Raw genomic sequence first — 23,129 nt, forward strand, 5'->3', positions numbered from 1 at the left:
AGGGAAATGTAGTCGTTTGAGTCAGCTGTACCGTCATCGTTGCATAGGATCATCTGTCGGGGTTGTTCGGGACGGCCGGGCATCCCGCGCGACCCGAGACCTAACGCGCCGTGGCCGAGCACGCAGGCGCCGCCAGCCCAGCAGCACGCCGCTGAAGGCAACTACCAGCATGCCGGCGCTGAACGCCAGCAGCAGGGCAGACCAGGCGGGGAACGACGGCGTCGTCATCGGCGACCTGATCAGGCGCGGGTGCGATGGCGTTCATGACAGGAACGACGCTCAGCAAAAAGAGTTGCGCAAACCCAAGAATGCTCGCTGATCGTCAGGTCTGACGGTCAGGTTCGCTGCGAGACGCCATTGCCAAGCAGCGAACGGCAGACCTCAGCGGGCGTCGAGCAGCGCCTGCGCCGCATCGGCGGGCTGGCCGGCCAGTTGGCGCTGCGCCTGCTTCTGCTGCTTGTAGGCCAGCGCCGCCGCAGGTACCGGCGTCACGGTGCCGGTTTCCAGCCACTTCTTCAGCCGGTTGGCGTCGGCCATGTGGGTGTACTTGCCGAACGCGTCGAGCACCACGAAGGCCACCGGGCGCTGCTTCATGGTCGTGCTCATCACCAGGCAATGGCCGGCAGCATTGGTGAAGCCGGTCTTGCTCAGCTGGATGTCCCAGTTGTTCTTGCGCACCAGGGCGTTGGTGTTGCGAAAGCCCAGGGTGTAATTGGGCTTACGGAAAGCCACGGTCTTCTCGCCGGTGGTGCTGAACTGCTGGATCAGCGGGTACTGGCGGCTGGCGCGAATCAGCTTGACCAGGTCGTTGGCACTGGAGACGTTGCGCTCGGAAAGGCCGGTGGGCTCGACATAGTGAGTGCGGCTCATGCCCAGCGCCCGCGCCTTGGCATTCATCGCCTGGATGAAGGCCGAGTAGCCGCCCGGGTAATGGTGGGCGAGGCTGGCGGCGGCGCGGTTCTCGGAAGACATCAGGGTCAGCAGCAGCATTTCGCGGCGGCTGATCTCGCTGCCGATGCGCACGCGAGAGAACACGCCCTGCATTTCCTTGGCCTCACGTATGGTCACCGGCAACGCCTGGTCCAGTGGCAGCTTGGCATCGAGCACGACCATGGCGGTCATCAGCTTGGTCACCGAGGCGATCGGCACAACCATGTCCGGATTGCTGGAATAGAGCACTTCGTTGGTCTTCAGATCGACCAGCAGGGCGCTGCCGGAGGCGAGTTCCTGCATGGCCGGCTTGGCGGCCTGGACATGGGCGAGCGGCAACGTGGCCAGGCAGGTGAACAACAGGCTGGCCAACGTACGACGAAATTTCACGATTGGTTTCCCCGCGATGAAGGGGCACGGGACGCGGAATGCGCCGCAGTAGACGACCCCTGTGGACAATGTGACGCAGTATAGGGAATCGCCTGGCGACTCGCCTGCAGCCGATGAACGGTTCGTCGGAAGCAGCACCGGCGTAACGGCCGAACCGAGACACCCTGCCGCGCCATTCGGGCTGCCGGGCCAAGGCCCCGGGCCGCACCTCTGCGGATTTTCGAGGTCAAACCCTCACACTTACCGAGGGGAGGTCCCGCCATGTTCAGCCACAAGCCCACCACCCGCGAAGAAGTCCAACGCGAGATCGACAGCCTGATGCGTGCGCTCGACGAGCTCAAGCACGATGCCAGCCGCGACTCCCGTCATCGCCTCAACACCCTGCGCTCGCGCGCCGAGTCGCTCTGGCACGACCAGCACTGGGACGAGCACTATGCCGACCTGTCCCGGCGCACCCGTGAAGCCAGCCGCGCCGCGCGCGACTGTGCCAAGGAGCATCCGCTGGGCACTCTGGCCCTGGCCGCTGGCGCCTTCGCCCTGATCGGCTACCTAGTCAGCCGCCGCTGACCGGCCACGCGCCATGCTCAACGCCGAAACGCCACGGCTCAAGTTCGCCGTCTACGGTGCGCATGACGATCTCGGCAGCGCGCTGCTGGTCGAGCTGCTCAGCCGCCAGCACGAGGCCGTGGCGCTATTGGACGATCTCAACTCCTTATCCGCCCGGCCGGGTCTGCGGACCAAGCCGGGCGACCTGTTCGATCCACTGAGCGTCAGCGAAAGCGTGGCAGGAATGGATGCGGTGATCTGCCTGTATCACACGCCGCGCCTGCCCAGCACCGATGCCGTCACCGGCGAGTCGCCGCGGCGCGATTTCTACCAGGCGGTGGAGGCATTGCTGCTCGGGCTGCAGCGGGTCGGCGTCGAGCGGCTGCTGCTGATCGCCGACTTTCCGGCCATCGAGCGGCAACCGGAAGTCGAGGCCGCCCTGCAGCGACTCGCCGCCCACCCCCTCGACTGGACCCTGGTGGATGCGCCACCGGCCGGCAACCAGCTGACCGTCGAGGCACTAGCCGAGGCCGCTGGCAAGGGCGAGGCCAATCCCTACCGCGACTTGCAACGCATCGCCGCCGGCATCGTCGACGAGCTGGAACGTCCGCAGCACCTGCACCAGCGCATCCATTTCCGCAGCTAGCAGCCGTTCTGTCAGTTGCTCATGGTTCAGGATTGAGCAGCGCAACGGTCAGCGAGACGTGACCGCGCCAAAAGTCCTTCAGCCCAACTGCCGCCGTAGTTCGGCCAGTACCGGCGCGGTATTCGGGCGCACGCCACGCCAGAGCTCGAAGGCTTCCGCCGCCTGCTCCACCAGCATGCCCAACCCGTCGCGGGTGGTCGCGCCCAGCGCCGCGGCCCAGCGGCAGAACGGCGTCGGCTCGGCGCTGTACATCATGTCGTAACAGAAGGTCTGGCCGGTATTGATCAGGCTGTCGGCCAGCGGCGGCAGCTCGCCGCCAAGGCTGGCCGACGTGCCGTTGACGATCAAATCGACCGGTTCGGCAAGCTCGGTAAAGCCGCGGGCGGACAACGGCCCGAGTTCGGCGAACTCCTGCACCAGCTGCTCGGCCTTGCTCGTCGTGCGATTGGCAATGATCAATTCAGCCGGCCGATGCGCCAGCAGCGGTGCCAGTACGCCGCGCACCGCGCCACCAGCGCCGAGCAGCAGGATGCGCTGCCCGCTCAGGACCAGGCCGGCATTGAGCAGGTCGGCGACCAGCCCGGCGCCATCGGTGTTGTCTCCGAGCAGGCGCCCATCCTCCAGCTTCTTCAGGGTGTTCACCGCACCGGCGCGGCGGGCGCGCTCGGTCAGCTCATCGGCCATGCGATAGGCCTGCTCCTTGAACGGTACGGTCACGTTAGCGCCCAAACCGTCGCGAAAGAACGCCCGAGCGTACGCCGGGAAGTCATCCAGCGGCGCTAGCAGCGGCTCATAGCTCAGCGCCTGGCCGGTCTGCGCGGCGAACAGCGTGTGAATCTGCGGTGACTTGCTGTGGCCGATGGGGTTGCCGAAGACGCCGTAGCGGTCCATGGGTGAATCCTTGCTGTGTGGGGTGCAGGTAGCAGTCGAAGGTCAGGGCTGCTCGGCCAGCCAGTCGCGGTCCTGGAGGAAATACTCGGTCAGCCGCGCTTCCGGCGAACCCGGCTCGGGGTGCTTGTCGTAGCCCCAGGCCACCTGCGGCGGCAATGACATCAGGATGGATTCGGTGCGCCCGCCGGACTGCAGGCCGAACAGCGTGCCGCGGTCGTAGACCAGGTTGTATTCGACGTAGCGGCCGCGGCGCAGCAGCTGGAACTGTCGCTCGCGCTCGCCGAACGGCGTGGCCTTGCGCCGCTGGACGATGGGCAGGTAGGCGTCGAGATAGGCATCACCGACCGCGCGCATGAAGGCGAAGCTGGTGTCGAAATCCCACTGGTTCAGGTCGTCGAAGAACAACCCGCCGACGCCGCGCGGCTCATGGCGGTGCTTGATGTGGAAATAGCGATCGCACCATTCCTTGTAGCGCGGATAGACATCCGCACCGAAGGGCGCGCAGGCGTCCCGCGCGACCCGGTGCCAGTGCACGCAGTCTTCCTCGGCGCCGTAGTAGGGCGTCAGGTCGAAGCCGCCGCCGAACCACCAGACAGGCTCCTCGCCTTCCTTCTCGGCGATGAAGAAGCGCACGTTGGCATGCGAGGTCGGCACGTAGGGGTTGTGCGGATGGATCACCAGCGACACGCCGAGCGCCTCGAAGCTGCGCCCGGCCAACTCCGGGCGATGGGCACTGGCCGAAGGCGGCAGGCTATCGCCGTGCACATGGGAGAAGTTCACTCCGCCTTTCTCGATCAGCGCGCCATTCTCGATCACCCGCGTCCGGCCACCACCGCCGCCAGGCCGCGTCCAGGCATCCTCGACGAAGCGCGCACCACCGTCTTCGGCCTCCAGTGCGGCACAGATTCGGTCCTGCAGATCGAGCAGATAGGCTTTGACGGCTTCGGTCCTGTCGTTCACTAAATCACCTTGCGAATGACCGCACGCAGCCAGCGGCGCATGGCTGAGCGGTGCTTGAAACGGGGTCGGCCGGCAAGCATAGCATCAGCCCGATTGACGAACGCAGCCCCGGCGGGTTGGATAGGCGCTCTTTCAACGTCCAGGAGCCAGACATGTCCCAGCGCATCCAATTCAGCCAGCACGGCGGTCCCGAAGTTCTGGAACAGGTCGATGTGCCTCTCGGCGCGCCGGCTGCGGGCGAGGTACGGGTGCGCAATCACGCCATCGGCCTGAACTTCATCGACACCTATTTCCGCAGCGGCCTGTACCAGCCGCCGAGCCTGCCGTCCGGCCTGGGCACCGAGGGTGCCGGCGTGGTCGACGCGGTGGGCGAGGGCGTGCAGCACCTGCAGCCCGGCGACCGGGTCGCCTATGCCACCGGCCCGCTGGGTGCCTATGGCGAGTACCACACACTGCCGGCTCGGCACTTGGTCAAACTGCCGGACGCAATCAGCTACGAGCAGGCGGCCGCGGTCATGCTCAAGGGCCTGACCTGCCAGTATCTGCTGCGCCAGATTCACCCGCTGCAGGCCGGCGAGACCGTGCTGTTCCATGCCGCCGCCGGCGGTGTCGGATCGATCGCCTGTCAGTGGGCTCGCGCACTGGGCGCACAGTTGATCGGCGTGGTCGGCTCGGCGGAAAAGGCCGAGCGGGCCAAGGCCCTGGGCGCCTGGGCCACCATCGACCGCAGCCGCGAGGACGTGGTGCAGCGCGTGCTGGAGCTGACCGAAGGCAGGAAGTGCCCGGTGGTCTACGACTCGGTGGGCAAGGACAGCTGGGAAATCTCGCTGGACTGCGTCGCCCCGCGCGGCCTGCTGGTCAGCTTCGGCAACGCCTCCGGGGCCGTCACCGGGGTGAACCTGGGTGTGCTGGCGCAGAAGGGCTCGCTGTTCGTCACCCGGCCGATCCTGGCCGGCTACGCCGACACCCCGGAACGCCTGCAGGCCATGGCCGATGAACTGTTCGAGATGATCGGCGGCGGCAAGATCCAAGTCGAGATCGGCCAGCGCTATCCGCTCAGCGAAGCGGCCGAAGCCCAGCGCAAACTGGCGGCGGGGGAAACCACCGGCTCGACCATTCTGCTGCCCTGACGCCGCGCCGGCTGCCCTTACCGGCTGCCCTTATAGGGGCAGCCGCTCAGCGGGTTTCAGCGCCGGTTCAGGCCGGACGAATCACCTCGCCCGTGCGCAGATCGCGAATGACGCTGGGGTTGCGCCGTCCACCCAGCGGGCCGGTGAACACGGCATCGAGCTGACGCGGGAAATATTGCTCCACCCGCAGCCGCGAACGCGCCGCGGGCCGACCGGCCGGATTGGCCGAGGTCGACACCAGCGGCCCGGTCAGCGCGCAGAGGCGCTTGACCAGCGGATGATCGGTAACGCGAAGGGCGACGCTGTCATGCCGCCCGGTGATCCACTCGGGCAAGCGGCCACGATGCGGTACCAACCAGGTATTCGGCCCCGGCCAGGTTCCGGCCAGGCGATCGAGCCAACGCTCGGGTAGATCGTCCAGCAAGAAATCGAACTGCTCGACGGTATCGGCGATCAGGATCAGGCCTTTCTCCACCGGCCGCTCCTTGAGCGCCAGCAAGCGCAGCACGGCGTCTTCGTCCCAGGGATCACAACCCACACCCCAGACCGCTTCGGTCGGGTAGGCGATCACCCCGCCGGCCCGCACCACCCGCGCCACCTGCTGCACACGCCAATCGCCAATCATGCCGACCTCTGCCTGGATGAAAAGCCGGCAGTGTACCCAACGCGCCTTGTACCGAGCAGGGGGCGCCTGAACTGTTTCGCAACAAGCTGCAACCGGCAGGCGGCACCTGAACCAGCAAACGGATCAGGCCGCACCCATCGCTACGAAGGGTTAGTGCACAAGCACTGACCAGAGGCCGTTGTCGCAAGCGACCCGGCCTTCCACCTCGAGTTCGGTCAGCTGCGCCAGCAACTGGCCCAGCGGCTGATCGAGCGCCATGGCCAGTGCTTCGCTGCTACGCGGCGCGGCCAGTAGCTCGCGTAACAGCGGGTTGTCCGGTGTCGGCGCTGGGTCTGCGCCGGCAGGCAACTCGACGCGCTGCCAGCCACGCAGGGCTTCGAGCACATCGTCGACCGACTCTACCAGCGCGGCACCCTGGCGGATCAGCTGATGGCAACCACGGGCGCCGGGATGATGGATCGAACCGGGAATCGCATAGACTTCACGGCCCTGCTCGGCAGCGAGTCGCGCGGTGATCAGCGAACCACTGGACGGACTCGCCTCGACCACCAGCACACCCAGCGAAAGGCCACTGATGATGCGATTGCGCCGCGGAAAGTTGCTTGCCTGCGGTGGGCAGTCCAGCGGCAACTCGGACACCAGCGCACCACCTCCGTCGAGGATCTGCTGGGCAAGGCCGACGTGACGCTGCGGATACAACCGTTCGAGGCCGGTACCGAGCACCGCGACGGTCTTGCCGCCCGCTTCCAGCGCGCCCTGGTGCGCGGCGCCGTCGATGCCCAGCGCCAGACCGCTGGTGATGACGAAGCCACCTGCAGCCAGACTGCGTGCGAACGCCCGCGCATTGTCCAGTCCGTGGCGCGAGGCGCGACGACTACCCACCATCGCCAGCTGTGGCCGATCGAGCAATGCCGCATCGCCGGCGATGAACAGCAGGGGTGGCGCATCCGGCAATTCAGCCAGCAGGGCAGGGTAGTTGGGATCGTCCCAACAGAGCAGATGCCGGTCCGGCTGCTCCAGCCAGGCGAGGGCGGCACTGGCGCGCTCGCGAATCTCACTGCTGCGGCGCGGTTCGGCGCAGCTGGCCGGCAGGCCCAGCGAGCGCCAGGCGCTGGCCGGTGCGCTGAGTGCCGAAGCGGCATCGGGAAAGGCGCTCAGCAACTTGCGCAAACGACGCGGTCCCAGCTCGGGCAGCAGATGCAGACGCAGCCGAGCTTCCAGCTCGGCAGGGGATATGGCAGGCATGGTGAACACTCCTTGTCTCGTTGCACCGCATCCGTGCGGTGTTGGCACAGCATGAAAAAGCCCCGCTTTCGCGGGGCTCTCTTGTTCAGGGGTTACGAACCTTGTCGCTCACCGCCAGCGAGCGCGTGGCCTGCAATATCAGGCCGTAGCTGAGCTTGTCGTAGGTGCGGAACACCATCAGCAGACCGGAACGCTCGTCCGGAATCTTCACGTTTTCGCCGGTCACGCGATCGCGCACGGTTTCGCCGGTCTTGTACACCGCCAGCACGTTGCCGTCCTGCAGACCGTCGCGAGCACCCTTGTTCAGCGTGACCACGTCGAACTGGCCGATCTGGGTGACGCCACGCGGCACGTCGAGAATCACACCTTCGACCTGGGTGGACGGGGCGCTCGGCATGAAGGTGGAGTTGACCGCACGCTCCTCGCCGGGGAACAGGCGATCACCGATGCGCGCTTCCTGGGTGGTACGGGTCAGCTGCATGGTGGCGATGTCGCCTTCGATCTCGAGGATCTCGACGGAGCCGACATCGTCGGCGTTGATGCCGAGGAACTCGCCGGTTTCCGGATCGAGGTAGGTCTTGCCCTGGCGGAAGATGCCGTAGGCCGGCATGTTCGCCTCGAATGCGCCGCGGCCGTAGATGCGATCACCGGCACCGCTGATCACCCGCTCGGCATTGCCGGCGACGATGTACGGCGCGCCCTGGAACTGCTCGGCAGTGTCGACGATGCGGTTGCTCAGCAGGAAGCTGTTGATCGCCTCCAGTGGGATGGTCGGGATGGCTTCGGCCATTGGCGTGGTGCGCACGGTGGGCGACAGTTTGATGGTGCCGCGCGAGGCGCCGCGGTCCAGAACCAGTCGCGGCTGGCCGTCAACGTAGACCAGGCTCAGGGTGTCGCCGGGATAGATCAGATGAGGGTTGGCGATCTGCGGGTTGGCATGCCACAGCTCCGGCCATTTCCACGGCTCGCGCAGGAAGCGGCCGGAGATGTCCCAGAGTGTGTCGCCCTTCACCACGGTATAGCGCTCCGGATGATTGTCCTTGAGCTGCACCGCGGCCTGCGCGAGCCCGCCGACGGCCACCAGGAGCAGGGCGAGTAGTGATTTCCTCATGTGGTGAATCCCTTTATTATGTGCCTTCACGTAAAGCGCCCTAGCGCCGCGGAACCCTTGTGGATCGCGGCATTAAGCCGTTTTCCATGCTGCTCGGCATCTTAGCAGCGGCTTTTGACTTTATTCCATAAGTGCATCACAAACGCATATGGCCATTCTGAACATCCTTGAATTTCCCGATCCGCGGCTGCGCACCATCGCCAAACCGGTGGATGTGGTCGATGACGAGATCCGTCAGCTGATCGATGACATGTTCGAGACCATGTACGAGGCTCCGGGCATCGGCCTGGCCGCGACGCAGGTCAATGTGCACAAGCGCGTGGTGGTGATGGACCTGTCCGAAGACCGGTCCGAGCCGCGGGTTTTCATCAATCCCGAATTCGAATCGCTGACCGACGAGATGGACCAGTATCAGGAAGGCTGTCTGTCGGTCCCGGGCTTCTACGAGAACGTCGATCGTCCGCAGAAGGTGCGCATCAAGGCACTGGATCGCGACGGCAAGCCCTACGAGCTGGTCGCCGAAGGCCTGCTTGCGGTGTGCATCCAGCACGAATGCGATCACCTCAACGGCAAACTGTTCGTCGACTACCTGTCCAGCCTCAAGCGCGACCGGATCAAGAAGAAGCTGGAAAAGATCCACCGCCAGCAGGCTTGATTCCCGAACCTCGAAGGCTTGCTACGGCAAGCCTTTTTCTTAGCGAGCCCCCATGACCCAGCCCTTGCGCATCGTTTTCGCCGGCACCCCGGAATTCGCCGCCCAGCACCTGCAGGCCCTGCTCGATGCGGGCAAGTCGATCGTTGCCGTCTACACCCAGCCGGATCGCCCCGCCGGTCGCGGCCAGAAGCTGATGCCCAGCCCGGTCAAGCAGCTCGCGGTGCAGCACGACATTCCTGTATTCCAGCCGCAGACCCTGCGTGACCCGGCTGCGCAGGCACAGCTGGCAACCCTGCAGGCGGACCTGATGGTGGTGGTCGCCTACGGCCTGATCCTGCCACAGGCGGTGCTCGACCTGCCGCGCCTGGGCTGCATCAACAGCCATGCCTCGCTGTTGCCGCGCTGGCGTGGTGCCGCGCCGATCCAGCGCGCCATCGAGGCCGGTGACAGCGAATCCGGCGTCACCGTGATGCAGATGGAAGCGGGCCTGGACACCGGTCCGATGCTGCTCAAGGTCAGCACGCCGATCGGTGACGACGACACCGGCGGCACGCTGCACGACCGTCTCGCCGCGATCGGTTCGCAGGCCGTGGTGCAGGCCGTCGACGCACTGGCTGCCGGCACGCTGCTGCCCGACGTACAGGACGACAGTCTGGCTACCTATGCGCACAAGCTGAGCAAGGACGAGGCGCGCATCGACTGGACGCGCCCGGCCGTCGAGCTGGAGCGGCTGATCCGCGCCTTTCATCCCTGGCCGATCTGCCACAGCACGCTGGCCGGCGAAACGCTGAAGTTTCACGCGGCGCAGCTCGGCGAAGGCCGCGGCGAGCCCGGCTGTATCCTCGAAGCGAGCAAGGAAGGACTGACGGTTGCCTGCGGCAGCGGCGCCCTGCGCCTGACCCGCCTGCAGCTGCCTGGCGGCAAACCGCTAGGCTTCGCCGACCTGTACAACAGTCGCCGCGAGCAGTTCGCCCCCGGCCTGGTGCTCGGTCAATGAACCCGCGTCTGGCCGCCGCCCGTGCGCTGAGCGTCGTGCTCTCGGGCAAGGCCTCGCTGGGCAGCAGCCTGCCGGAGGTCTTGGGCAAGGTCGACGCCCGCGATCGCGGCCTGACCCAAGAACTGGCCTTTGGTACCGCGCGCTGGCAGCCGCGCCTGGCGGGGCTGGCCAACAAACTGTTGCAGAAGCCGTTCAAGGCCGCCGACCGTGATGTCGAAGCATTGCTGCTGGTCGGCCTCTATCAGCTGCTGCATACCCGTATTCCGGCCCATGCCGCCATCGGCGAAACCGTCGGCTGCGTAGACAAGCTGAAGAAGCCCTGGGCCAAGGGCCTGCTCAATGCAGTGCTGCGCCGCGCCCAACGCGAAGGTGAAGCACTGCTGGCCGAACTGGAACACGATCCGGTGATTCGCGTCGCCCATCCGCGCTGGTTGCAGAAGGCGCTCAAGGCGCACTGGCCCGAGCACTGGGAAGCCATCTGCGCGGCCAATAACGCGCACCCGCCGATGATGCTGCGGGTCAATCGCCGGCAGGTCAGCCGGGACGCCTATCTGGCTGAATTGCAGGCCGCTGGAATCGAGGCCCATTCGTGCGAGTTCAGTGAGGACGGCATCCGTCTGGCCGCGCCGTGCGATGTACACCAACTGCCGGGCTTCGCCGAAGGACGGGTCAGCGTGCAGGACGAGGCCGCCCAGCTGGCCGCCGGGCTGCTCGATCTGGCGCCCGGCCAGCGCGTGCTGGACGCCTGCTGCGCGCCGGGCGGCAAGACCTGCCACCTGCTTGAGCGCGAGCCGCAGTTGGCCGGACTGATCGCTCTGGATCTCGAGCCCAAGCGTCTGGCACGGGTGCAGGAGAATCTCGCGCGCCTGCAGCTCGATGCCGAGCTGGTCGCCGCCGATGCCCGCGCTACCGCGCAGTGGTGGGATGGCAAGCCATTCCAGCGCATCCTGCTCGATGCGCCGTGCTCGGCCACCGGCGTGATCCGCCGACATCCGGATATCAAGCTGACCCGCCAGGCCGAGGACATCGCCCCGCTGGCCGCCCTGCAGGGCGAGATGCTCGATGCGCTGTGGCCGACGTTGGAGGTCGGCGGCGTGCTGCTCTACGCCACCTGCTCGGTGCTGCCGACCGAGAACCGCGAGGTGATCGGCGCCTTCCTCGAGCGCACACCGGGCGCGCGCGAGCTGGATCTGCCGGCCGGCTTTGGCCTGACGCAGCAGCACGGCCGCCAGTTGCTGCCGCAGCAGGACGGCCACGACGGCTTCTACTATGCCAAGCTGATCAAGATCGCGGCGCAGCCACGTGGTGTCAGTGGCTGAATCGAAACCCCAGCGCAATGCGCGCGGACCAAACATGGAAGCGGCGGCAAGCGTCCGCCTCTCAGGAGTGATCGCGTGAAGATCATCATTCTCGGCGCCGGCCAGGTCGGCGGTACCCTCGCCGAGCACCTCGCCAGCGAAGCCAACGACATCACCGTGGTGGACACCGACGGCGATCGCCTGCGCGATCTAGGCGACCGCCTGGACATCCGTACCATCCAGGGCCGCGGCTCTTTTCCCACGGTGCTGCGCCAGGCCGGTGCCGACGACGCCGACATGCTGGTGGCGGTGACCAACAGCGACGAAACCAACATGGTCGCCTGTCAGGTCGCCTACACCCTGTTCCATACGCCGACCAAGATCGCCCGGGTGCGCGAGGCGGCCTATCTGGTGCGCTCGGGCCTGTTCAACAACGAAGCGATCCCGGTCGACGTGCTGATCAGCCCCGAACAGGTGGTCACCAACTACATCAAGCGGCTGATCGAACACCCCGGCTCGCTGCAGGTGATCGACTTCGCTGAAGGCAAGGCGCAACTGGTTGCCGTGCGGGCGTACTACGGCGGACCACTGGTCGGCCAGGAGCTGCGCCAGCTGCGTCGCCACATGCCCAATGTCGATACCCGTGTGGCCGCGATCTTCCGTCGCAACCACGCGATCCTGCCGCAGGGCGACACGGTGATCGAGGCCGATGACGAGGTGTTCTTCATCGCCGCCCGCGGCCACATCCGCGCGGTCATGAGCGAGATGCGCCGGCTCGACGAGAACTACAAGCGCATCGTCATCGCTGGCGGCGGGCACATCGGCGAACGCCTGGCCGAGGCCATCGAGAGCCGCTACCAGGTCAAAATCATCGAGATGAACCCGGCGCGCTGCCGCTACCTCTCCGACACCCTGGACAGCACCATCATCCTGCAGGGCAGCGCCTCGGACCGCGACCTGCTGGTGGAAGAGAACATCAACGAAGCGGATGTGTTTCTCGCCCTGACCAACGACGACGAGGCCAACATCATGTCCTCGCTACTGGCCAAGCGCCTCGGCGCGCGCAAGGTCATGTGCATCATCAACAACCCGGCCTATGTCGACCTGGTGCAGGGCGGCGAGATCGACATCGCCATCAGCCCGCAGCTCGCCACCATCGGCACCCTGCTGACCCACGTGCGCCGTGGCGATATCGTCAGCGCCCACTCGCTGCGCCGCGGCGCGGCCGAAGCCATCGAGGTGATCGCCCATGGCGACTCGCGTTCGAGCAAGGTCGTCGGCCGTCCCATCAGCAAGATCGCCCTGCCACCAGGCGCCACCATTGGCGCGGTGATCCGTGATGAGCAGGTGCTGATCGCTCACGACAACACGGTGATCGAGTCGGGCGACCACGTCATCCTGTTCCTGGTCGACAAGAAGCACATCCGCGACGTCGAGCGCCTGTTCCAGGCTGGCCTGACGTTCTTCTGACCTCCCTTCCCCCGAACGAGCGGCCCGCCTCCTGGCGGGCCGTTTTGTTTTCTCAATCGACAACGCTTGCGGGCTAAACTCGGCTCGGCAACAGCTTTCCATTCAATCGAGCCAATTCGAACCAGATAGGCTCAGATTTCCATTTTATGTCCAGCTTTTGTACCCTCCGGACTGGTTGCCAGATGCTTCGCTCGATTGATGCAGACTATCGACGCGCAAATACCTGCGGCACCTTGGCGCTTCGCAGGCGTCCTTAACTACGGTCCATGCAGTTACCACTCCTAGACAGATAACGATCCGATTCCTCGGGTCTCTACAAGGAACAGGAGAAACTCCCATGAGGAACAGCACCATCACGACACACTCCCGCCGGCTGCTGATCAGCTGTGCCGCCCTGGCCAGCATCGGTCTCGCCGGCCTCACCCAGGCCGATACCCTGGAAAAGATCAAGGACAGCAGCAGCGTACGCATCGGCTACGCCAACGAGACGCCGTTCGCCTATACCGCGCTGGATGGCAGCGTCACCGGCGAATCGCCGGAAATCGTGCGCAAGGTCTTCGAGCGCATGGAGATCGACACCATCAAGCCGGTACTGACCGAGTGGGGCTCGCTGATTCCCGGTTTGCGTGCCGGTCGCTTCGACCTCATCGCCGCCGGCATGTACATCACCCCCGAACGCTGCAAGCAGGTGCTGTTCACCGACCCGCACTACCGCCTGCTCGACACCCTGCTGGTGGCCGAGGGCAACCCGAAGAATCTGCGCAGCTACGAGGACATCGCCGGCAATCCCGAGGTGAAGATCGCCATCATGTCCGGCACGGTGAACCTGGGCTACGCGCGCAAGGCCGGCATCAAGGATTCGCAGATCCTCCAGGTGCCCGATACCACCTCGCAGCTGCAGGCGGTGCGCAGCGGCCGCGCCGACGCCGCCATCGGCACCCAGCTGACCATGCGCGGGCTTGCGCAGAAGGCCGGTGACGATGTCGAAGCCATCGATGACTTCCAGGACGATCCGTCGCGGGCCGGCTATGGCGCACTGGCATTCCGTCCGCAGGACGAAGCGCTAAGGGATGCGGTCAACGCCGAGTTGAAGAAATGGCTGGGCAGCGACGAGCACCTCGAGACCATCGAGCCGTTCGGTTTCGATCGCTCCAATCTGACCGACAAGACCGCCGCCGAGCTCTGCGGCGCCTGAAGCCCGTCGGGGCGGCTGGTTGGCGCGGCTGACCCGCTGTCCCGCCTGTGAACGCTGACCAAGGCTTCGTAGCACGCTGCGCAGCCTCGGTCAGCGCTCCGGAAAACCGGATAGCGCCATCATGATCGAACTGCTTCCTCTGCTCTGGCAGGGTGCCTGGGTCACCGTGAAGGTGACGTTCTTTGGCTCCCTGCTGGCCATTGCCTGTGCGCTGATTGCCGCGCTGGCCCGACTCTCGCCACTGGCGCCATTGCGCTGGCTGGCCATCACCTACATCGAGGTCTTCCGCGGCTCTTCGCTGCTGGTGCAGCTGTTCTGGCTGTACTTCGTGCTGCCGATGCCACCGTTCAATGTCGAAATGAGCGCCTTCGCCGTGGCCGTGGTCGGCCTGGGCCTGAACATCGGCGCCTATGGCGCCGAGGTGCTGCGCGGTGCAATACGCTCGGTACACCAGGGCCAGCATGAGGCCTGTCAGGCGCTGAACATGACGCCGCTGACGCGCATGCGCCGAATCATCCTGCCGCAGGCACTGCTCGCGGCGATTCCGCCCGGCACCAACCTGCTGATCGAATTGCTGAAAAACACCTCGCTGGTATCGCTGATCACCCTGTCGGATCTGGCCTTCCGTGCCCGTCAGCTGGATCAGGCGACGCTGATGACGCTGGAGATATTCGGCCTGGCGCTGGTCATCTATTTCATCCTGGCACAGGCGATCAACTTCGGCATGCGCCAGCTGGAACGTCGGCTGGCCCGCGGACGGATGCGTGGAGGCCTGTCATGAACTTCTTCGACTGGCAGTTCGCCCGCGAGATCCTGCCGCGTCTGCTGGACGCCTCGCTGACCACCATCGGCATTGCCCTGGCCGGTTTCGCCATTGCCGTGGTGCTCGGCCTGTTTCTCGCCATCGCCCGCCGCAGCCGCCAACGCTGGCTGTCCTGGCCGATCACCGGGCTGATCGAGTTCATTCGCAGCACCCCGCTGCTGATCCAGGTGTATTTCCTGTTCTACGTCTTCCCCAACTATGGCCTCAATCTCAGCGCCATGCAGGCGGGGATCATCGGCATCGCGCTGCATTACGCCTGCTACACCGCCGAGGTCTACCGCGCCGGTCTGGATGCGGTGCCACGCGCGCAGTGGGAAGCCGTCACCGCGCTGAACATGAAGCCCTGGACCGCCTACCGCGATGTGATCCTGCCGCAGGCGCTGCGCCCGGTGCTGCCGGCGCTGGGCAACTACCTGATCTCGATCCTCAAGGACACGCCGGTGCTTTCGGCGATCACCGTGGTCGAAATCATGCAGCGGGCCAAGAACATCGGTTCCGAAAGTTTCCGCTACCTGGAGCCGATCACCATGGTCGGCGTGTTCTTCCTCATTCTCAGCCTCGGCCTCGCCTGGTGCGTGCGCCGCCTGGAAAACCGCATGGAGCTGGCCCGATGAATACGCCAATGCCTGCCACAGAACAACCGAACACCGCTCACGAACCAGCCGAGGCAGCGCAACCGATGGTGCGCTTCGCCGGCGTGAGCAAGCACTACGGCGAGCTGACCGTGCTCGACGGGCTCGATCTGGAGATTCGCGAGGGTGAGAAGGTCGCGATCATCGGCCCCAGCGGCTCGGGCAAGTCGACGCTGCTGCGGGTGCTGATGACCCTGGAAGGGATCGACGACGGGCTGATCGAGGTGGACGGCGAGCCCCTGACCCACATGCCCGATGGCCATGGTCGTCTGGTGCCGGCCAATGCCCGCCATCTGCGCCGGGTGCGCGGCAAGGTCGGCATGGTGTTCCAGAGCTTCAACCTGTTTCCGCACATGAACGCGCTGCAGAACGTCATGGAGGCACCGGTGCAGGTGCTCGGGCTGAGCAAGGCCGAAGCCCGCGAAAGGGCAGAGGAGTTGCTGGCGATGGTCGGCCTGGAGGACAAGCTGGAGCACTTCCCGGCGCAGCTCTCCGGCGGACAGCAACAGCGCGTGGCCATCGCCCGCGCACTGGCGATGCGGCCGAAAGTGATGCTCTTCGACGAGGTGACTTCGGCGCTCGACCCAGAGCTTTGCGGCGAGGTGCTGAATGTGATCCGCCGCCTCGGCGACGCGCATAACCTGACCATGCTCATGGTCACCCACCAGATGGGGTTCGCCCGTGAGTTCGCCGATCGGGTGTGCTTCTTCCACCAGGGCCGGATCCACGAGCAGGGCAGCCCGGACGAGCTGTTCAACAACCCGCGCGAGGAACGCACCCGGGAATTCCTCAGTGCGGTCAACGAAGCGCACTGAGGTGTCGCACTGCTGTCACGCTCGGCGTGCAATATCCGGCGCGACAACTAAGACCATTGGCCTATGCCGCTGCTCTTGCCCGGTCAACGCTTTGCACTACAGTGAGATGATTCCTTCCGGCGCCGCGCGCCAATCAAGGTCTGAACATGCTCGAATCGCTGGAAAAAATGCTCTCCCAAGGCATGGACAATCCGATGCTGCGCTTCGGTCTAGGCAAAGGCTATCTAGATGCCGGGCAACCAGGCAGGGCGGCCGAACATCTGCGCCGCTGCGTCGAACTCGATCCGAAGTACTCAGCCGCCTGGAAGCTATTGGGCAAGGCCCTGCAGGCCGACGGCGACAAGCCCGGCGCCCATCAGGCTTGGGAACGTGGCATCGCCGCGGCGAACGCCCAGGGTGACAAGCAGGCGGAAAAGGAAATGACCGTATTCCTGCGCCGTCTCGACCGGCTGACGCCCGACTGACGCGCGCTCAGTCTTCGCGCAGAAACCGCAGGCCGACTCCTTCGGCATCCACCCGCATCACCACCATCCGCAGCTCTGGCGCCGGAATCGGCAGGTCCTGCACCTGGCCGGTGACCTCGTCGCCGGGATGCAGCACCACCAGCTCCGGATGTCGGACATAGACACCGCCATCAGATAGATCACGGGTCTGCGCAAAGACCTCGCCAAAGGCTGGATGCGTGATGCGGATGCGGCACTTCATGTTGGTACGCGGATGCTGTCTCTGGTTTTGCATGCGCTCGTCCCTGTCGTTGTTGTTTGAGCCTGATCAGTACCAGCGCTTCTCGCCGGCGGGGCGTTTCTTGAAGCGCTTCATGGTCCACATGTACTGGCTGGGATAGGCGCGCACGTACTTCTCGATCATTGCGCTCATCGCCGCTACGCCAGTTTCCGCATCTTCGCTGTACATCCCTTCGGGCGCGGCCTCGAGGACGACCTTGTAGCCGGAACCATCCTCCAGACGCAACGCATGAAGGAACACCCCAACCGCCTTGCCGCCGGCGAGCATGCCGGGCACGAACTTGCTGGTCAGCGCCTGGGTGGCGAAGAAGGGCACGAAGATACCACTGCCTTCGCTCGGCTCGGGGTCGGCCGGAATGCCCACCGCACCTCCACGGCGGACTTCCTTGATGACGCTGAGAATGCCCTCGCGGGTCGACGGCGCGACCCGGTTGCCCAGCTGCACGCGCTGCTGTTGCAGCAACTCGTCCACTGCCTTCAGCTTCGGCGGGCGGTAGAAGATGATCGGTTTGCATTGCGCGCAATAGAAGTGGTTCAGCACTTCCCAGTTGCCCAGGTGGCTGGTAATGCCGACCACGCCCTTGCCCGAGGCCAGCGCCGCCTGCAGCACCTCGAGACCCTCGACCTCACGAACCAGTCTCAGGGTCTTCTCCGCCGGCCAGATCCAGGCGCAGGCGCTTTCGGTGAAGGTCATGCCGGTTTCACGCAGGGTGCGGCCGAGCAGGGCGTCGAGTTCCGCCGGGCCGAGCTCGGGGAAGCACTTGTGCAGGTTGATGCGCGCCACCTCGCGCGAGCGGTTCGGCAGCTTCCACATCAGCCAGCCGATCGCCGAGCCCAGGCCCTGGACCATGCGCCAGGGCAGTCGAGCGAAGAGTCGCAGGGAGCCGACGACCAAGGCACCTTTGAGCTTTTCCACACCGCACTCCGAAATTTTCAGGTCGCCTAGTCTACCTGCAACCGTCGCCGGCTTTCAGGCGCAGCGGCGGCAACGACGCACATCCTGGCAGCTCAGGCGTGCAGTGTTTCAAACGTCGCCGGCCAGCTCGGCATGGCGCTCGCAATCGGTCAGGTGGTCCATGACCATGCCGCAGGCCTGCATGTAGGCGTAGCAGATGGTCGGGCCGACGAAGCTGAAGCCGGCCTTCTTCAAGGCGCGGCTCATCGCCTCGGCCTCGGGCGAGACCGCCGGCACCTGATCGATGCGCTCGAAGCGATTGATCTTCGGCTCGCCGCCAACGAAGGACCAGACGAAACCCACCGGGTCCTCCAGCTGCAACCAGGCACGCGCGTTGCTGCGCGCCGCCTCGAGCTTGCGCCGGTTGCGGATGATGCCAGGGTCCAGCATGCGCTCATCGATCTCGGCATCGCTCATGCGCGCCAGCCGCTCGGCATCGAAACCGAACAGCACCTGCCGGTAGCGCTCGCGCTTGCGCAGCACGGTGATCCAGGACAGCCCGGCCTGGAAGGCTTCAAGCAGCAGAAATTCGAACAACACCTGCGGATCGCGGGCCGGTACGCCCCATTCGCGATCGTGGTAGTCGATGTACAGCGGGTCCGTGCCGCACCAGGCGCAACGTGGCATGTGGTCTCCTTGTGCAGACCACGTCTGGCTGGCCGAAACCATCGCAAGCGCAGCCATGCGGGGGGTATACTCCGAGGCTTTCTGTCGAAGCCCAGCACAGGTGAAATTTTGAGCCAGACTACGCCTGCCGTGCGCACCTTCCAAGACCTGATCCTCGCCCTGCAAAGCTACTGGGCCGAGCAGGGTTGCGTGGTCCTGCAGCCCTATGACATGGAAATGGGCGCCGGTACTTTCCACACCGCCACCTTCCTGCGCGCCATCGGTCCCGAGACCTGGAACGCCGCCTACGTCCAGCCTTCGCGGCGCCCGGCCGACGGCCGCTACGGCGAAAACCCCAACCGCCTGCAGCACTACTACCAGTTCCAGGTGGTGTTGAAGCCCAACCCGGACAACATCCAGGACCTGTACCTGGAGTCGCTGCGTCGCATCGGCGTCGACACCTCGGTGCACGACGTGCGTTTCGTCGAGGACAACTGGGAATCGCCGACCCTCGGCGCCTGGGGTCTGGGCTGGGAGGTGTGGCTCAACGGCATGGAAGTCACCCAGTTCACCTACTTCCAGCAGGTCGGCGGCGTCGAGTGCTACCCGGTTACCGGTGAGATCACCTACGGTCTCGAGCGCCTGGCCATGTACCTGCAGGGCGTCGACTCGGTCTACGACCTGATCTGGGCCGACGGCCCGTTCGGCACCGTGACCTATGGCGACGTGTTCCACCAGAACGAGGTGGAGCAGTCGACCTACAACTTCGAACACGCCAACGTGCCGAAGCTGTTCGAACTCTTCGATTTCTACGAGAGCGAAGCCAACCGGCTGATGGCCGCCGAGCTGCCGCTGCCGGCCTACGAGATGGTGGTCAAGGCCTCGCACACCTTCAACCTGCTCGATGCCCGTCGCGCCATTTCAGTCACCGCGCGCCAGCAGTACATCCTGCGCGTGCGCAGCCTGGCGCGTTCGATCGCCCAGAGCTACCTGCTGGCCCGGGCCAAACTCGGCTTCCCCATGGCCACCCCCGAACTGCGTGACGAAGTGCTGGCCAAGCTGGAGGCTGCAGAATGAGTGCACTGGATTTCCTCGTCGAACTGGGTACCGAAGAACTGCCACCGAAGGCACTAGCCAAGCTGGCCGAAGCCTTCTGCGCCGGTATCGAGAAGGGCCTGAAGGACGCCGGCCTGAACTTCGCCAAAGCGCAGGCCTACGCCGCGCCGCGCCGTCTGGCGGTGCTGGTCGAGCAGCTGGCGACCCAGCAGCCGGATCGCAGCATCAACCTCGACGGCCCACCGCTGCAGGCCGCCTTCGACGCCGAAGGTGAGCCGACCCAGGCTGCTCTGGGTTTCGCCCGCAAGTGTGGCGTGGATCTGGCCGAGATCGATCGCAGCGGGCCGAAGCTCAAGTTCAGCCGCACCATCGAGGGCCAGCCCGCCAGCCAGTTGCTGCCGGGCATCGTCGAGGCCTCGCTGAACGATCTGCCGATTCCCAAACGCATGCGCTGGGCTGCACGCAAGGAAGAGTTCGTTCGCCCGACCCAGTGGTTGGTGATGCTGTTCGGTGAGCAGGTGATCGATTGCGAGATCCTCGCCCAGCGCGCCGGTCGCGAATCCCGCGGCCACCGCTTCCATAGCCCAGGTCAGGTGCACATTTCCAAGCCGTCCAGCTATCTGGAAGACCTGCGTGGCGCCCATGTGATCGCCGACTTCGCCGAGCGTCGTGAACTGATTGCCAAGCGCGTCGAGCAGCTGGCTGCCGAGCAGAACGGCACGGCCATCGTGCCGCCGGCGCTGCTCGATGAAGTGACCGCGCTGGTCGAGTGGCCGGTGCCGCTGGTCTGCTCATTCGAGGAGCGCTTCCTCGAAGTGCCGCAGGAAGCGCTGATCACCACCATGCAGGACAATCAGAAGTACTTCTGCCTGCTGGATGCCAACGGCAAGCTGCTGCCGCGCTTCATCACCGTGGCCAACATCGAATCGAAGGATCCGGCGCAGATCGTCGCCGGCAACGAGAAGGTCGTGCGTCCGCGCCTGACAGACGCCGAGTTCTTCTTCAAGCAGGACAAGAAGCAGAAGCTCGACAGCTTCAACGATCGCCTGAAAAACGTGGTGTTCCAGGCCCAGCTCGGCACCGTCTATGACAAGGCCGAGCGCGTCTCGCGCCTGGCCGGGCTGATCGCCGAACGTACCGGTGGCGACAAGCAGCGTGCCGCGCGCGCCGGACTGCTCTGCAAGTGCGACCTGGCCACCGAAATGGTCGGCGAGTTCCCGGAGATGCAGGGCATCGCCGGTTACTACTACGCACTCAACGACGGCGAGCCGGAAGACGTGGCGCTGGCATTGAACGAGCAGTACATGCCGCGCGGCGCGGGTGGCGAACTGCCGAGCACACTCACTGGTGCGGCCGTGGCCGTGGCAGACAAGCTCGACACCCTGGTCGGGATCTTCGGTATCGGCATGCTACCGACCGGCTCCAAGGACCCCTACGCCCTGCGCCGTGCCGCCCTCGGCGTGCTGCGCATCCTCATCGAGAAGCAACTGGACCTGGATTTGGTCGAAGCGGTGAACTTCGCCATCGGCCAGTTCGGTACGCAGATCAAGTCCGCCGGGCTGGCCGATCAGGTGCTGGAGTTCATCTTCGACCGCCTGCGCGCGCGCTACGAGGACGAAGGTGTCGACGTTGCTGCCTACCTCTCGGTGCGTGCCGTGCAGCCCGGTTCGGCGCTGGACTTCGATCAGCGCGTGCAGGCGGTGCAGGCCTTCCGCACATTGCCGGAAGCCGAGGCGCTGGCCGCGGCGAACAAGCGCGTCTCCAACCTGCTTGCCAAGTTCGAGGCCAAGCTGCCGGAAGCGGTAGAGCCACGCTGGTTCGACAACGCCACCGAGTTCTCGCTGTACTCGGCAATCCAGCAGGCCGAACAGGCCGTGCAGCCGCTGGCGGCCGCACGCCAGTACCGTGAGGCTCTGGAGCGTCTGGCGCACCTGCGTGGTCCGGTGGATGCCTTCTTCGAGGCGGTGCTGGTGAACGCCGAAGACGCTTCGGTACGCGCCAACCGTTACGCCTTGCTGGCCCGGCTGAGAGGATTGTTCCTTGGCGTTGCCGATATTTCCGCACTTGGCTAAGCCCGTGAAGCTGATCGTGCTGGACCGCGACGGAGTGATCAACGAGGACTCCGACGAGTACGTCAAGTCGGTGGACGAGTGGATTCCCATCCCGGGCTCGCTGCAGGCGATCGCTCGGCTGTGCAAGGCCGGCTGGACGGTGGCGGTGGCCACCAACCAGTCCGGCGTCGCGCGCGGCAAGTTCGACCTGAGCACCCTCGGCGACATGCATTTCAAGATGCAGCAGCTGGTGATGGAGCAGGGCGGGCGCATCGACCTGATCGTGCATTGCCCGCACGGTCCGGATGACGCTTGCGATTGCCGCAAGCCCAAGCCTGGGATGTTCCGCACCATCGCCGAGCATTTCGGCCTGACGGACCTGAAGGGCGTGCCGGTAGTGGGCGACAGCCATCGCGACCTGCACGCTGGCATGCTGCTCGGCGGCGTGCCTTATCTGGTCAGGACCGGCAAAGGCCTGCGCACGCTGGAAGGCACCTTGCCGCCCGGTACACAGGTCTTCGATGACCTCGCCGCCGTAGTTGATCATCTACTCGAGAGTTCTCGATGAGCCTCCTGTTCCCCCTTCGCATTGCGCTGTTCTATTTCCTGCTGGCCTTCACCGCGTTCGCCTGGTGCCTGGTCAGCCTGGTGTTCGCGCCCTTCATGGCGTTTCGTGCCCGCTATCGCTTCGTGGTGCAGAACTGGTGCCGCTGCGCCGTCTGGCTCGGCAAGACCCTGGTCGGCCTGCGCTACGAGGTGCATGGTGCGGAGAACGTGCCGACTCGCCCCTGCGTGATCCTGGCCAAGCATCAGAGCACCTGGGAGACCTTCTTTCTCTCGGCGTACTTCGAGCCGCTGACCCAGGTACTCAAGCGCGAGTTGCTGCGCGTGCCGTTCTTCGGCTGGGCGATCATGCTGCTCAAGCCCATCGCCATCGACCGTGACAACCCGAAAGCGGCGCTGCGCCAGGTCGCCAAGCAGGGCCACGAACGTCTGGAGCAGGGCGCCTGGGTGCTGATCTTCCCGGAGGGCACCCGCACGCCGGTCGGCCAACCAGCGAAGTTTTCCCGTAGCGGTGCAGCACTGGCGGTCAACGCCGGGCTACCGGTGCTGCCGATCGCCCACAATGCCGGCATGTTCTGGCCCAAGGCTGGTTGGGGTAAGCGCCCCGGCACCATCCAGGTGGTCATCGGCCCACCGATGCTGGCCGAAAGCGAAGGCCCGCGCGCGGTGGCCGAACTCAACCAGCGCGCCGAAGACTGGGTCAACGCGCAGGTCAGTCAGCTCGAAGCACAGGGTCGCCCGACCCCCTGATCAACACCGGGGCCGGCAGGGACGCCCGCCCATCCTAGCGAGTCC

At 65.4% G+C, this 23,129-nt stretch carries 26 protein-coding genes and 1 pseudogene; 17 read left to right on the forward strand and 10 right to left on the reverse strand.

From position 1 onward, the window contains the following. Positions 1 to 33: 33 nt before the first annotated feature. Positions 34 to 195, reverse strand: a pseudogene (locus ACX1DW_RS17175) (PepSY domain-containing protein); the annotation flags it as partial. Between ACX1DW_RS17175 and ACX1DW_RS17180 the strand changes: the two are divergent. Next, positions 170 to 319 (forward strand): hypothetical protein, encoded by a 150-nt coding sequence (locus tag ACX1DW_RS17180; RefSeq protein WP_458993442.1) that lies wholly within the window; start codon positions 170 to 172, stop codon positions 317 to 319. The pseudogene ACX1DW_RS17175 and the gene ACX1DW_RS17180 sit on opposite strands and share 26 nt — an antisense overlap. 62 nt (positions 320 to 381) lie before the next feature. Here ACX1DW_RS17180 and pbpG read toward each other — a convergent pair whose 3' ends face one another. Further along, positions 382 to 1,320, reverse strand: a complete 939-nt coding sequence (gene pbpG, locus ACX1DW_RS17185) for a D-alanyl-D-alanine endopeptidase (RefSeq protein ID WP_110778605.1) — start codon at positions 1,318 to 1,320, stop codon at positions 382 to 384. Positions 1,321 to 1,581: 261 nt separating this feature from the next. Between pbpG and ACX1DW_RS17190 the strand changes: the two genes are divergently transcribed. Further along, positions 1,582 to 1,887 (forward strand): ElaB/YgaM/YqjD family protein, encoded by a 306-nt coding sequence (locus ACX1DW_RS17190; RefSeq protein WP_102839134.1) that lies wholly within the window; start codon positions 1,582 to 1,584, stop codon positions 1,885 to 1,887. 13 nt (positions 1,888 to 1,900) lie between these two features. Next, positions 1,901 to 2,512 carry an NAD(P)-dependent oxidoreductase gene (locus tag ACX1DW_RS17195; RefSeq protein ID WP_110778607.1) on the forward strand — a complete coding sequence of 204 codons (612 nt, stop codon included), beginning with the start codon at positions 1,901 to 1,903 and terminating at the stop codon, positions 2,510 to 2,512. Between the two features lie 78 nt (positions 2,513 to 2,590). Here the strand turns inward: ACX1DW_RS17195 and aroE are convergent, their stop codons facing one another. Together aroE and hemF are read right to left on the reverse strand one after the other, a co-directional pair. After that, the gene (gene aroE / locus ACX1DW_RS17200) at positions 2,591 to 3,403 is read right to left on the reverse strand and encodes a shikimate dehydrogenase (RefSeq protein ID WP_326429255.1); all 813 of its coding nucleotides are present in this window, start codon (positions 3,401 to 3,403) and stop codon (positions 2,591 to 2,593) included. A gap of 42 nt (positions 3,404 to 3,445) precedes the next feature. Further along, positions 3,446 to 4,363 (reverse strand): oxygen-dependent coproporphyrinogen oxidase, encoded by a 918-nt coding sequence (gene hemF / locus ACX1DW_RS17205; RefSeq protein WP_436784970.1) that lies wholly within the window; start codon positions 4,361 to 4,363, stop codon positions 3,446 to 3,448. Between the two features lie 152 nt (positions 4,364 to 4,515). On the opposite strand from hemF, the gene ACX1DW_RS17210 reads away from it, so the two are divergent. Continuing rightward, positions 4,516 to 5,493, forward strand: coding sequence for an NADPH:quinone reductase (locus ACX1DW_RS17210; protein WP_200596943.1), 978 nt, complete (start codon positions 4,516 to 4,518; stop codon positions 5,491 to 5,493). Positions 5,494 to 5,560: 67 nt separating this feature from the next. On the opposite strand, the gene ACX1DW_RS17215 is transcribed toward ACX1DW_RS17210, so the two are convergent. From ACX1DW_RS17215 to ACX1DW_RS17225, 3 genes are all read right to left on the reverse strand, one after another. Next, on the reverse strand, positions 5,561 to 6,118 hold the full coding sequence (locus tag ACX1DW_RS17215; RefSeq protein ID WP_444815536.1) for an L-threonylcarbamoyladenylate synthase: 558 nt from the start codon (positions 6,116 to 6,118) through the stop codon (positions 5,561 to 5,563). A 150-nt stretch (positions 6,119 to 6,268) separates the two neighbouring features. Beyond that, positions 6,269 to 7,363: a DNA-processing protein DprA gene (gene dprA / locus ACX1DW_RS17220; protein WP_063540277.1), complete on the reverse strand. Its 1,095-nt coding sequence runs from the start codon at positions 7,361 to 7,363 to the stop codon at positions 6,269 to 6,271. 85 nt (positions 7,364 to 7,448) lie between these two features. Continuing rightward, positions 7,449 to 8,474 (reverse strand): LysM peptidoglycan-binding domain-containing protein, encoded by a 1,026-nt coding sequence (locus ACX1DW_RS17225; protein ID WP_063540276.1) that lies wholly within the window; start codon positions 8,472 to 8,474, stop codon positions 7,449 to 7,451. 148 nt (positions 8,475 to 8,622) lie between these two features. On the opposite strand from ACX1DW_RS17225, the gene def reads away from it, so the two are divergent. The 9 genes from def (at position 8,623) to ACX1DW_RS17270 (ending at position 16,823) form a co-directional block, all read left to right on the forward strand. Continuing rightward, positions 8,623 to 9,129 carry a peptide deformylase gene (gene def, locus ACX1DW_RS17230; protein WP_045632452.1) on the forward strand — a complete coding sequence of 169 codons (507 nt, stop codon included), beginning with the start codon at positions 8,623 to 8,625 and terminating at the stop codon, positions 9,127 to 9,129. Positions 9,130 to 9,181: 52 nt separating this feature from the next. Continuing rightward, positions 9,182 to 10,126 (forward strand): methionyl-tRNA formyltransferase, encoded by a 945-nt coding sequence (fmt, locus tag ACX1DW_RS17235; RefSeq protein WP_458991982.1) that lies wholly within the window; start codon positions 9,182 to 9,184, stop codon positions 10,124 to 10,126. Beyond that, complete coding sequence (gene rsmB, locus ACX1DW_RS17240) at positions 10,123 to 11,445, forward strand: 16S rRNA (cytosine(967)-C(5))-methyltransferase RsmB (RefSeq protein ID WP_458991983.1); 1,323 nt, start codon at positions 10,123 to 10,125, stop codon at positions 11,443 to 11,445. Before fmt ends, rsmB begins: the two co-directional genes overlap by 4 nt. 75 nt (positions 11,446 to 11,520) lie before the next feature. Next, complete coding sequence (gene trkA / locus ACX1DW_RS17245) at positions 11,521 to 12,894, forward strand: Trk system potassium transporter TrkA (protein WP_063540273.1); 1,374 nt, start codon at positions 11,521 to 11,523, stop codon at positions 12,892 to 12,894. Between the two features lie 337 nt (positions 12,895 to 13,231). Beyond that, on the forward strand, positions 13,232 to 14,089 hold the full coding sequence (gene ehuB / locus ACX1DW_RS17250; protein ID WP_063540272.1) for an ectoine/hydroxyectoine ABC transporter substrate-binding protein EhuB: 858 nt from the start codon (positions 13,232 to 13,234) through the stop codon (positions 14,087 to 14,089). Between the two features lie 121 nt (positions 14,090 to 14,210). After that, positions 14,211 to 14,870, forward strand: a complete 660-nt coding sequence (ehuC, locus tag ACX1DW_RS17255; protein ID WP_102839123.1) for an ectoine/hydroxyectoine ABC transporter permease subunit EhuC — start codon at positions 14,211 to 14,213, stop codon at positions 14,868 to 14,870. Next, complete coding sequence (gene ehuD / locus ACX1DW_RS17260) at positions 14,867 to 15,526, forward strand: ectoine/hydroxyectoine ABC transporter permease subunit EhuD (protein WP_253751293.1); 660 nt, start codon at positions 14,867 to 14,869, stop codon at positions 15,524 to 15,526. Before ehuC ends, ehuD begins: the two co-directional genes overlap by 4 nt. Next, positions 15,523 to 16,359 carry an ectoine/hydroxyectoine ABC transporter ATP-binding protein EhuA gene (ehuA, locus tag ACX1DW_RS17265; protein ID WP_102929737.1) on the forward strand — a complete coding sequence of 279 codons (837 nt, stop codon included), beginning with the start codon at positions 15,523 to 15,525 and terminating at the stop codon, positions 16,357 to 16,359. Before ehuD ends, ehuA begins: the two co-directional genes overlap by 4 nt. Positions 16,360 to 16,505: 146 nt before the next feature. Continuing rightward, positions 16,506 to 16,823, forward strand: a complete 318-nt coding sequence (locus ACX1DW_RS17270) for a tetratricopeptide repeat protein (RefSeq protein ID WP_063540268.1) — start codon at positions 16,506 to 16,508, stop codon at positions 16,821 to 16,823. A gap of 7 nt (positions 16,824 to 16,830) precedes the next feature. Here ACX1DW_RS17270 and ACX1DW_RS17275 read toward each other — a convergent pair whose 3' ends face one another. The 3 genes from ACX1DW_RS17275 to ACX1DW_RS17285 form a co-directional block, all read right to left on the reverse strand. After that, complete coding sequence (locus ACX1DW_RS17275) at positions 16,831 to 17,097, reverse strand: PilZ domain-containing protein (RefSeq protein ID WP_063540267.1); 267 nt, start codon at positions 17,095 to 17,097, stop codon at positions 16,831 to 16,833. A 33-nt stretch (positions 17,098 to 17,130) separates the two neighbouring features. Beyond that, complete coding sequence (locus tag ACX1DW_RS17280; RefSeq protein ID WP_285360463.1) at positions 17,131 to 18,018, reverse strand: lysophospholipid acyltransferase; 888 nt, start codon at positions 18,016 to 18,018, stop codon at positions 17,131 to 17,133. Between the two features lie 108 nt (positions 18,019 to 18,126). After that, a complete protein-coding gene (locus tag ACX1DW_RS17285) occupies positions 18,127 to 18,684 on the reverse strand; it encodes a DNA-3-methyladenine glycosylase I (RefSeq protein WP_270054358.1) in 558 nt (185 codons plus the stop codon). A gap of 108 nt (positions 18,685 to 18,792) precedes the next feature. Here ACX1DW_RS17285 and glyQ point away from each other — a divergent pair, with 108 nt between their 5' ends. The 4 genes from glyQ to ACX1DW_RS17305 are packed head-to-tail and all read left to right on the forward strand — an operon-like array spanning position 18,793 to position 23,084. Beyond that, on the forward strand, positions 18,793 to 19,740 hold the full coding sequence (glyQ, locus tag ACX1DW_RS17290) for a glycine--tRNA ligase subunit alpha (RefSeq protein WP_003284253.1): 948 nt from the start codon (positions 18,793 to 18,795) through the stop codon (positions 19,738 to 19,740). Beyond that, positions 19,737 to 21,791 carry a glycine--tRNA ligase subunit beta gene (glyS, locus tag ACX1DW_RS17295; RefSeq protein ID WP_458991984.1) on the forward strand — a complete coding sequence of 685 codons (2,055 nt, stop codon included), beginning with the start codon at positions 19,737 to 19,739 and terminating at the stop codon, positions 21,789 to 21,791. The genes glyQ and glyS overlap by 4 nt, the downstream gene beginning before the upstream one ends. 4 nt (positions 21,792 to 21,795) lie before the next feature. Then, positions 21,796 to 22,338: a D-glycero-beta-D-manno-heptose 1,7-bisphosphate 7-phosphatase gene (gene gmhB / locus ACX1DW_RS17300; RefSeq protein ID WP_208218557.1), complete on the forward strand. Its 543-nt coding sequence runs from the start codon at positions 21,796 to 21,798 to the stop codon at positions 22,336 to 22,338. Further along, positions 22,335 to 23,084, forward strand: a complete 750-nt coding sequence (locus ACX1DW_RS17305; RefSeq protein WP_208217117.1) for a lysophospholipid acyltransferase family protein — start codon at positions 22,335 to 22,337, stop codon at positions 23,082 to 23,084. Before gmhB ends, ACX1DW_RS17305 begins: the two co-directional genes overlap by 4 nt. Positions 23,085 to 23,129 lie beyond the last annotated feature (45 nt).

Source organism: Stutzerimonas sp. KH-1, from assembly GCF_054483855.1.

Coding starts and splice junctions, on each gene's coding strand:
- ACX1DW_RS17305 (WP_208217117.1), top strand. CDS start 22,335: ATGAGCCTCCTGTTCCCCCTTCGCATTGCGCTGTTCTATTTCCTGCTG.
- ehuB (WP_063540272.1), top strand. CDS start 13,232: ATGAGGAACAGCACCATCACGACACACTCCCGCCGGCTGCTGATCAGC.
- ehuD (WP_253751293.1), top strand. CDS start 14,867: ATGAACTTCTTCGACTGGCAGTTCGCCCGCGAGATCCTGCCGCGTCTG.
- rsmB (WP_458991983.1), top strand. CDS start 10,123: ATGAACCCGCGTCTGGCCGCCGCCCGTGCGCTGAGCGTCGTGCTCTCG.
- ACX1DW_RS17270 (WP_063540268.1), top strand. CDS start 16,506: ATGCTCGAATCGCTGGAAAAAATGCTCTCCCAAGGCATGGACAATCCG.
- glyS (WP_458991984.1), top strand. CDS start 19,737: ATGAGTGCACTGGATTTCCTCGTCGAACTGGGTACCGAAGAACTGCCA.
- ACX1DW_RS17195 (WP_110778607.1), top strand. CDS start 1,901: ATGCTCAACGCCGAAACGCCACGGCTCAAGTTCGCCGTCTACGGTGCG.
- ACX1DW_RS17215 (WP_444815536.1), bottom strand. CDS start 6,118: ATGATTGGCGATTGGCGTGTGCAGCAGGTGGCGCGGGTGGTGCGGGCC.
- ehuC (WP_102839123.1), top strand. CDS start 14,211: ATGATCGAACTGCTTCCTCTGCTCTGGCAGGGTGCCTGGGTCACCGTG.
- aroE (WP_326429255.1), bottom strand. CDS start 3,403: ATGGACCGCTACGGCGTCTTCGGCAACCCCATCGGCCACAGCAAGTCA.
- ACX1DW_RS17190 (WP_102839134.1), top strand. CDS start 1,582: ATGTTCAGCCACAAGCCCACCACCCGCGAAGAAGTCCAACGCGAGATC.
- ACX1DW_RS17275 (WP_063540267.1), bottom strand. CDS start 17,097: ATGCAAAACCAGAGACAGCATCCGCGTACCAACATGAAGTGCCGCATC.
- dprA (WP_063540277.1), bottom strand. CDS start 7,363: ATGCCTGCCATATCCCCTGCCGAGCTGGAAGCTCGGCTGCGTCTGCAT.
- ACX1DW_RS17285 (WP_270054358.1), bottom strand. CDS start 18,684: ATGCCACGTTGCGCCTGGTGCGGCACGGACCCGCTGTACATCGACTAC.
- ehuA (WP_102929737.1), top strand. CDS start 15,523: ATGAATACGCCAATGCCTGCCACAGAACAACCGAACACCGCTCACGAA.
- ACX1DW_RS17225 (WP_063540276.1), bottom strand. CDS start 8,474: ATGAGGAAATCACTACTCGCCCTGCTCCTGGTGGCCGTCGGCGGGCTC.
- ACX1DW_RS17180 (WP_458993442.1), top strand. CDS start 170: ATGCCGGCGCTGAACGCCAGCAGCAGGGCAGACCAGGCGGGGAACGAC.
- fmt (WP_458991982.1), top strand. CDS start 9,182: ATGACCCAGCCCTTGCGCATCGTTTTCGCCGGCACCCCGGAATTCGCC.
- def (WP_045632452.1), top strand. CDS start 8,623: ATGGCCATTCTGAACATCCTTGAATTTCCCGATCCGCGGCTGCGCACC.
- ACX1DW_RS17210 (WP_200596943.1), top strand. CDS start 4,516: ATGTCCCAGCGCATCCAATTCAGCCAGCACGGCGGTCCCGAAGTTCTG.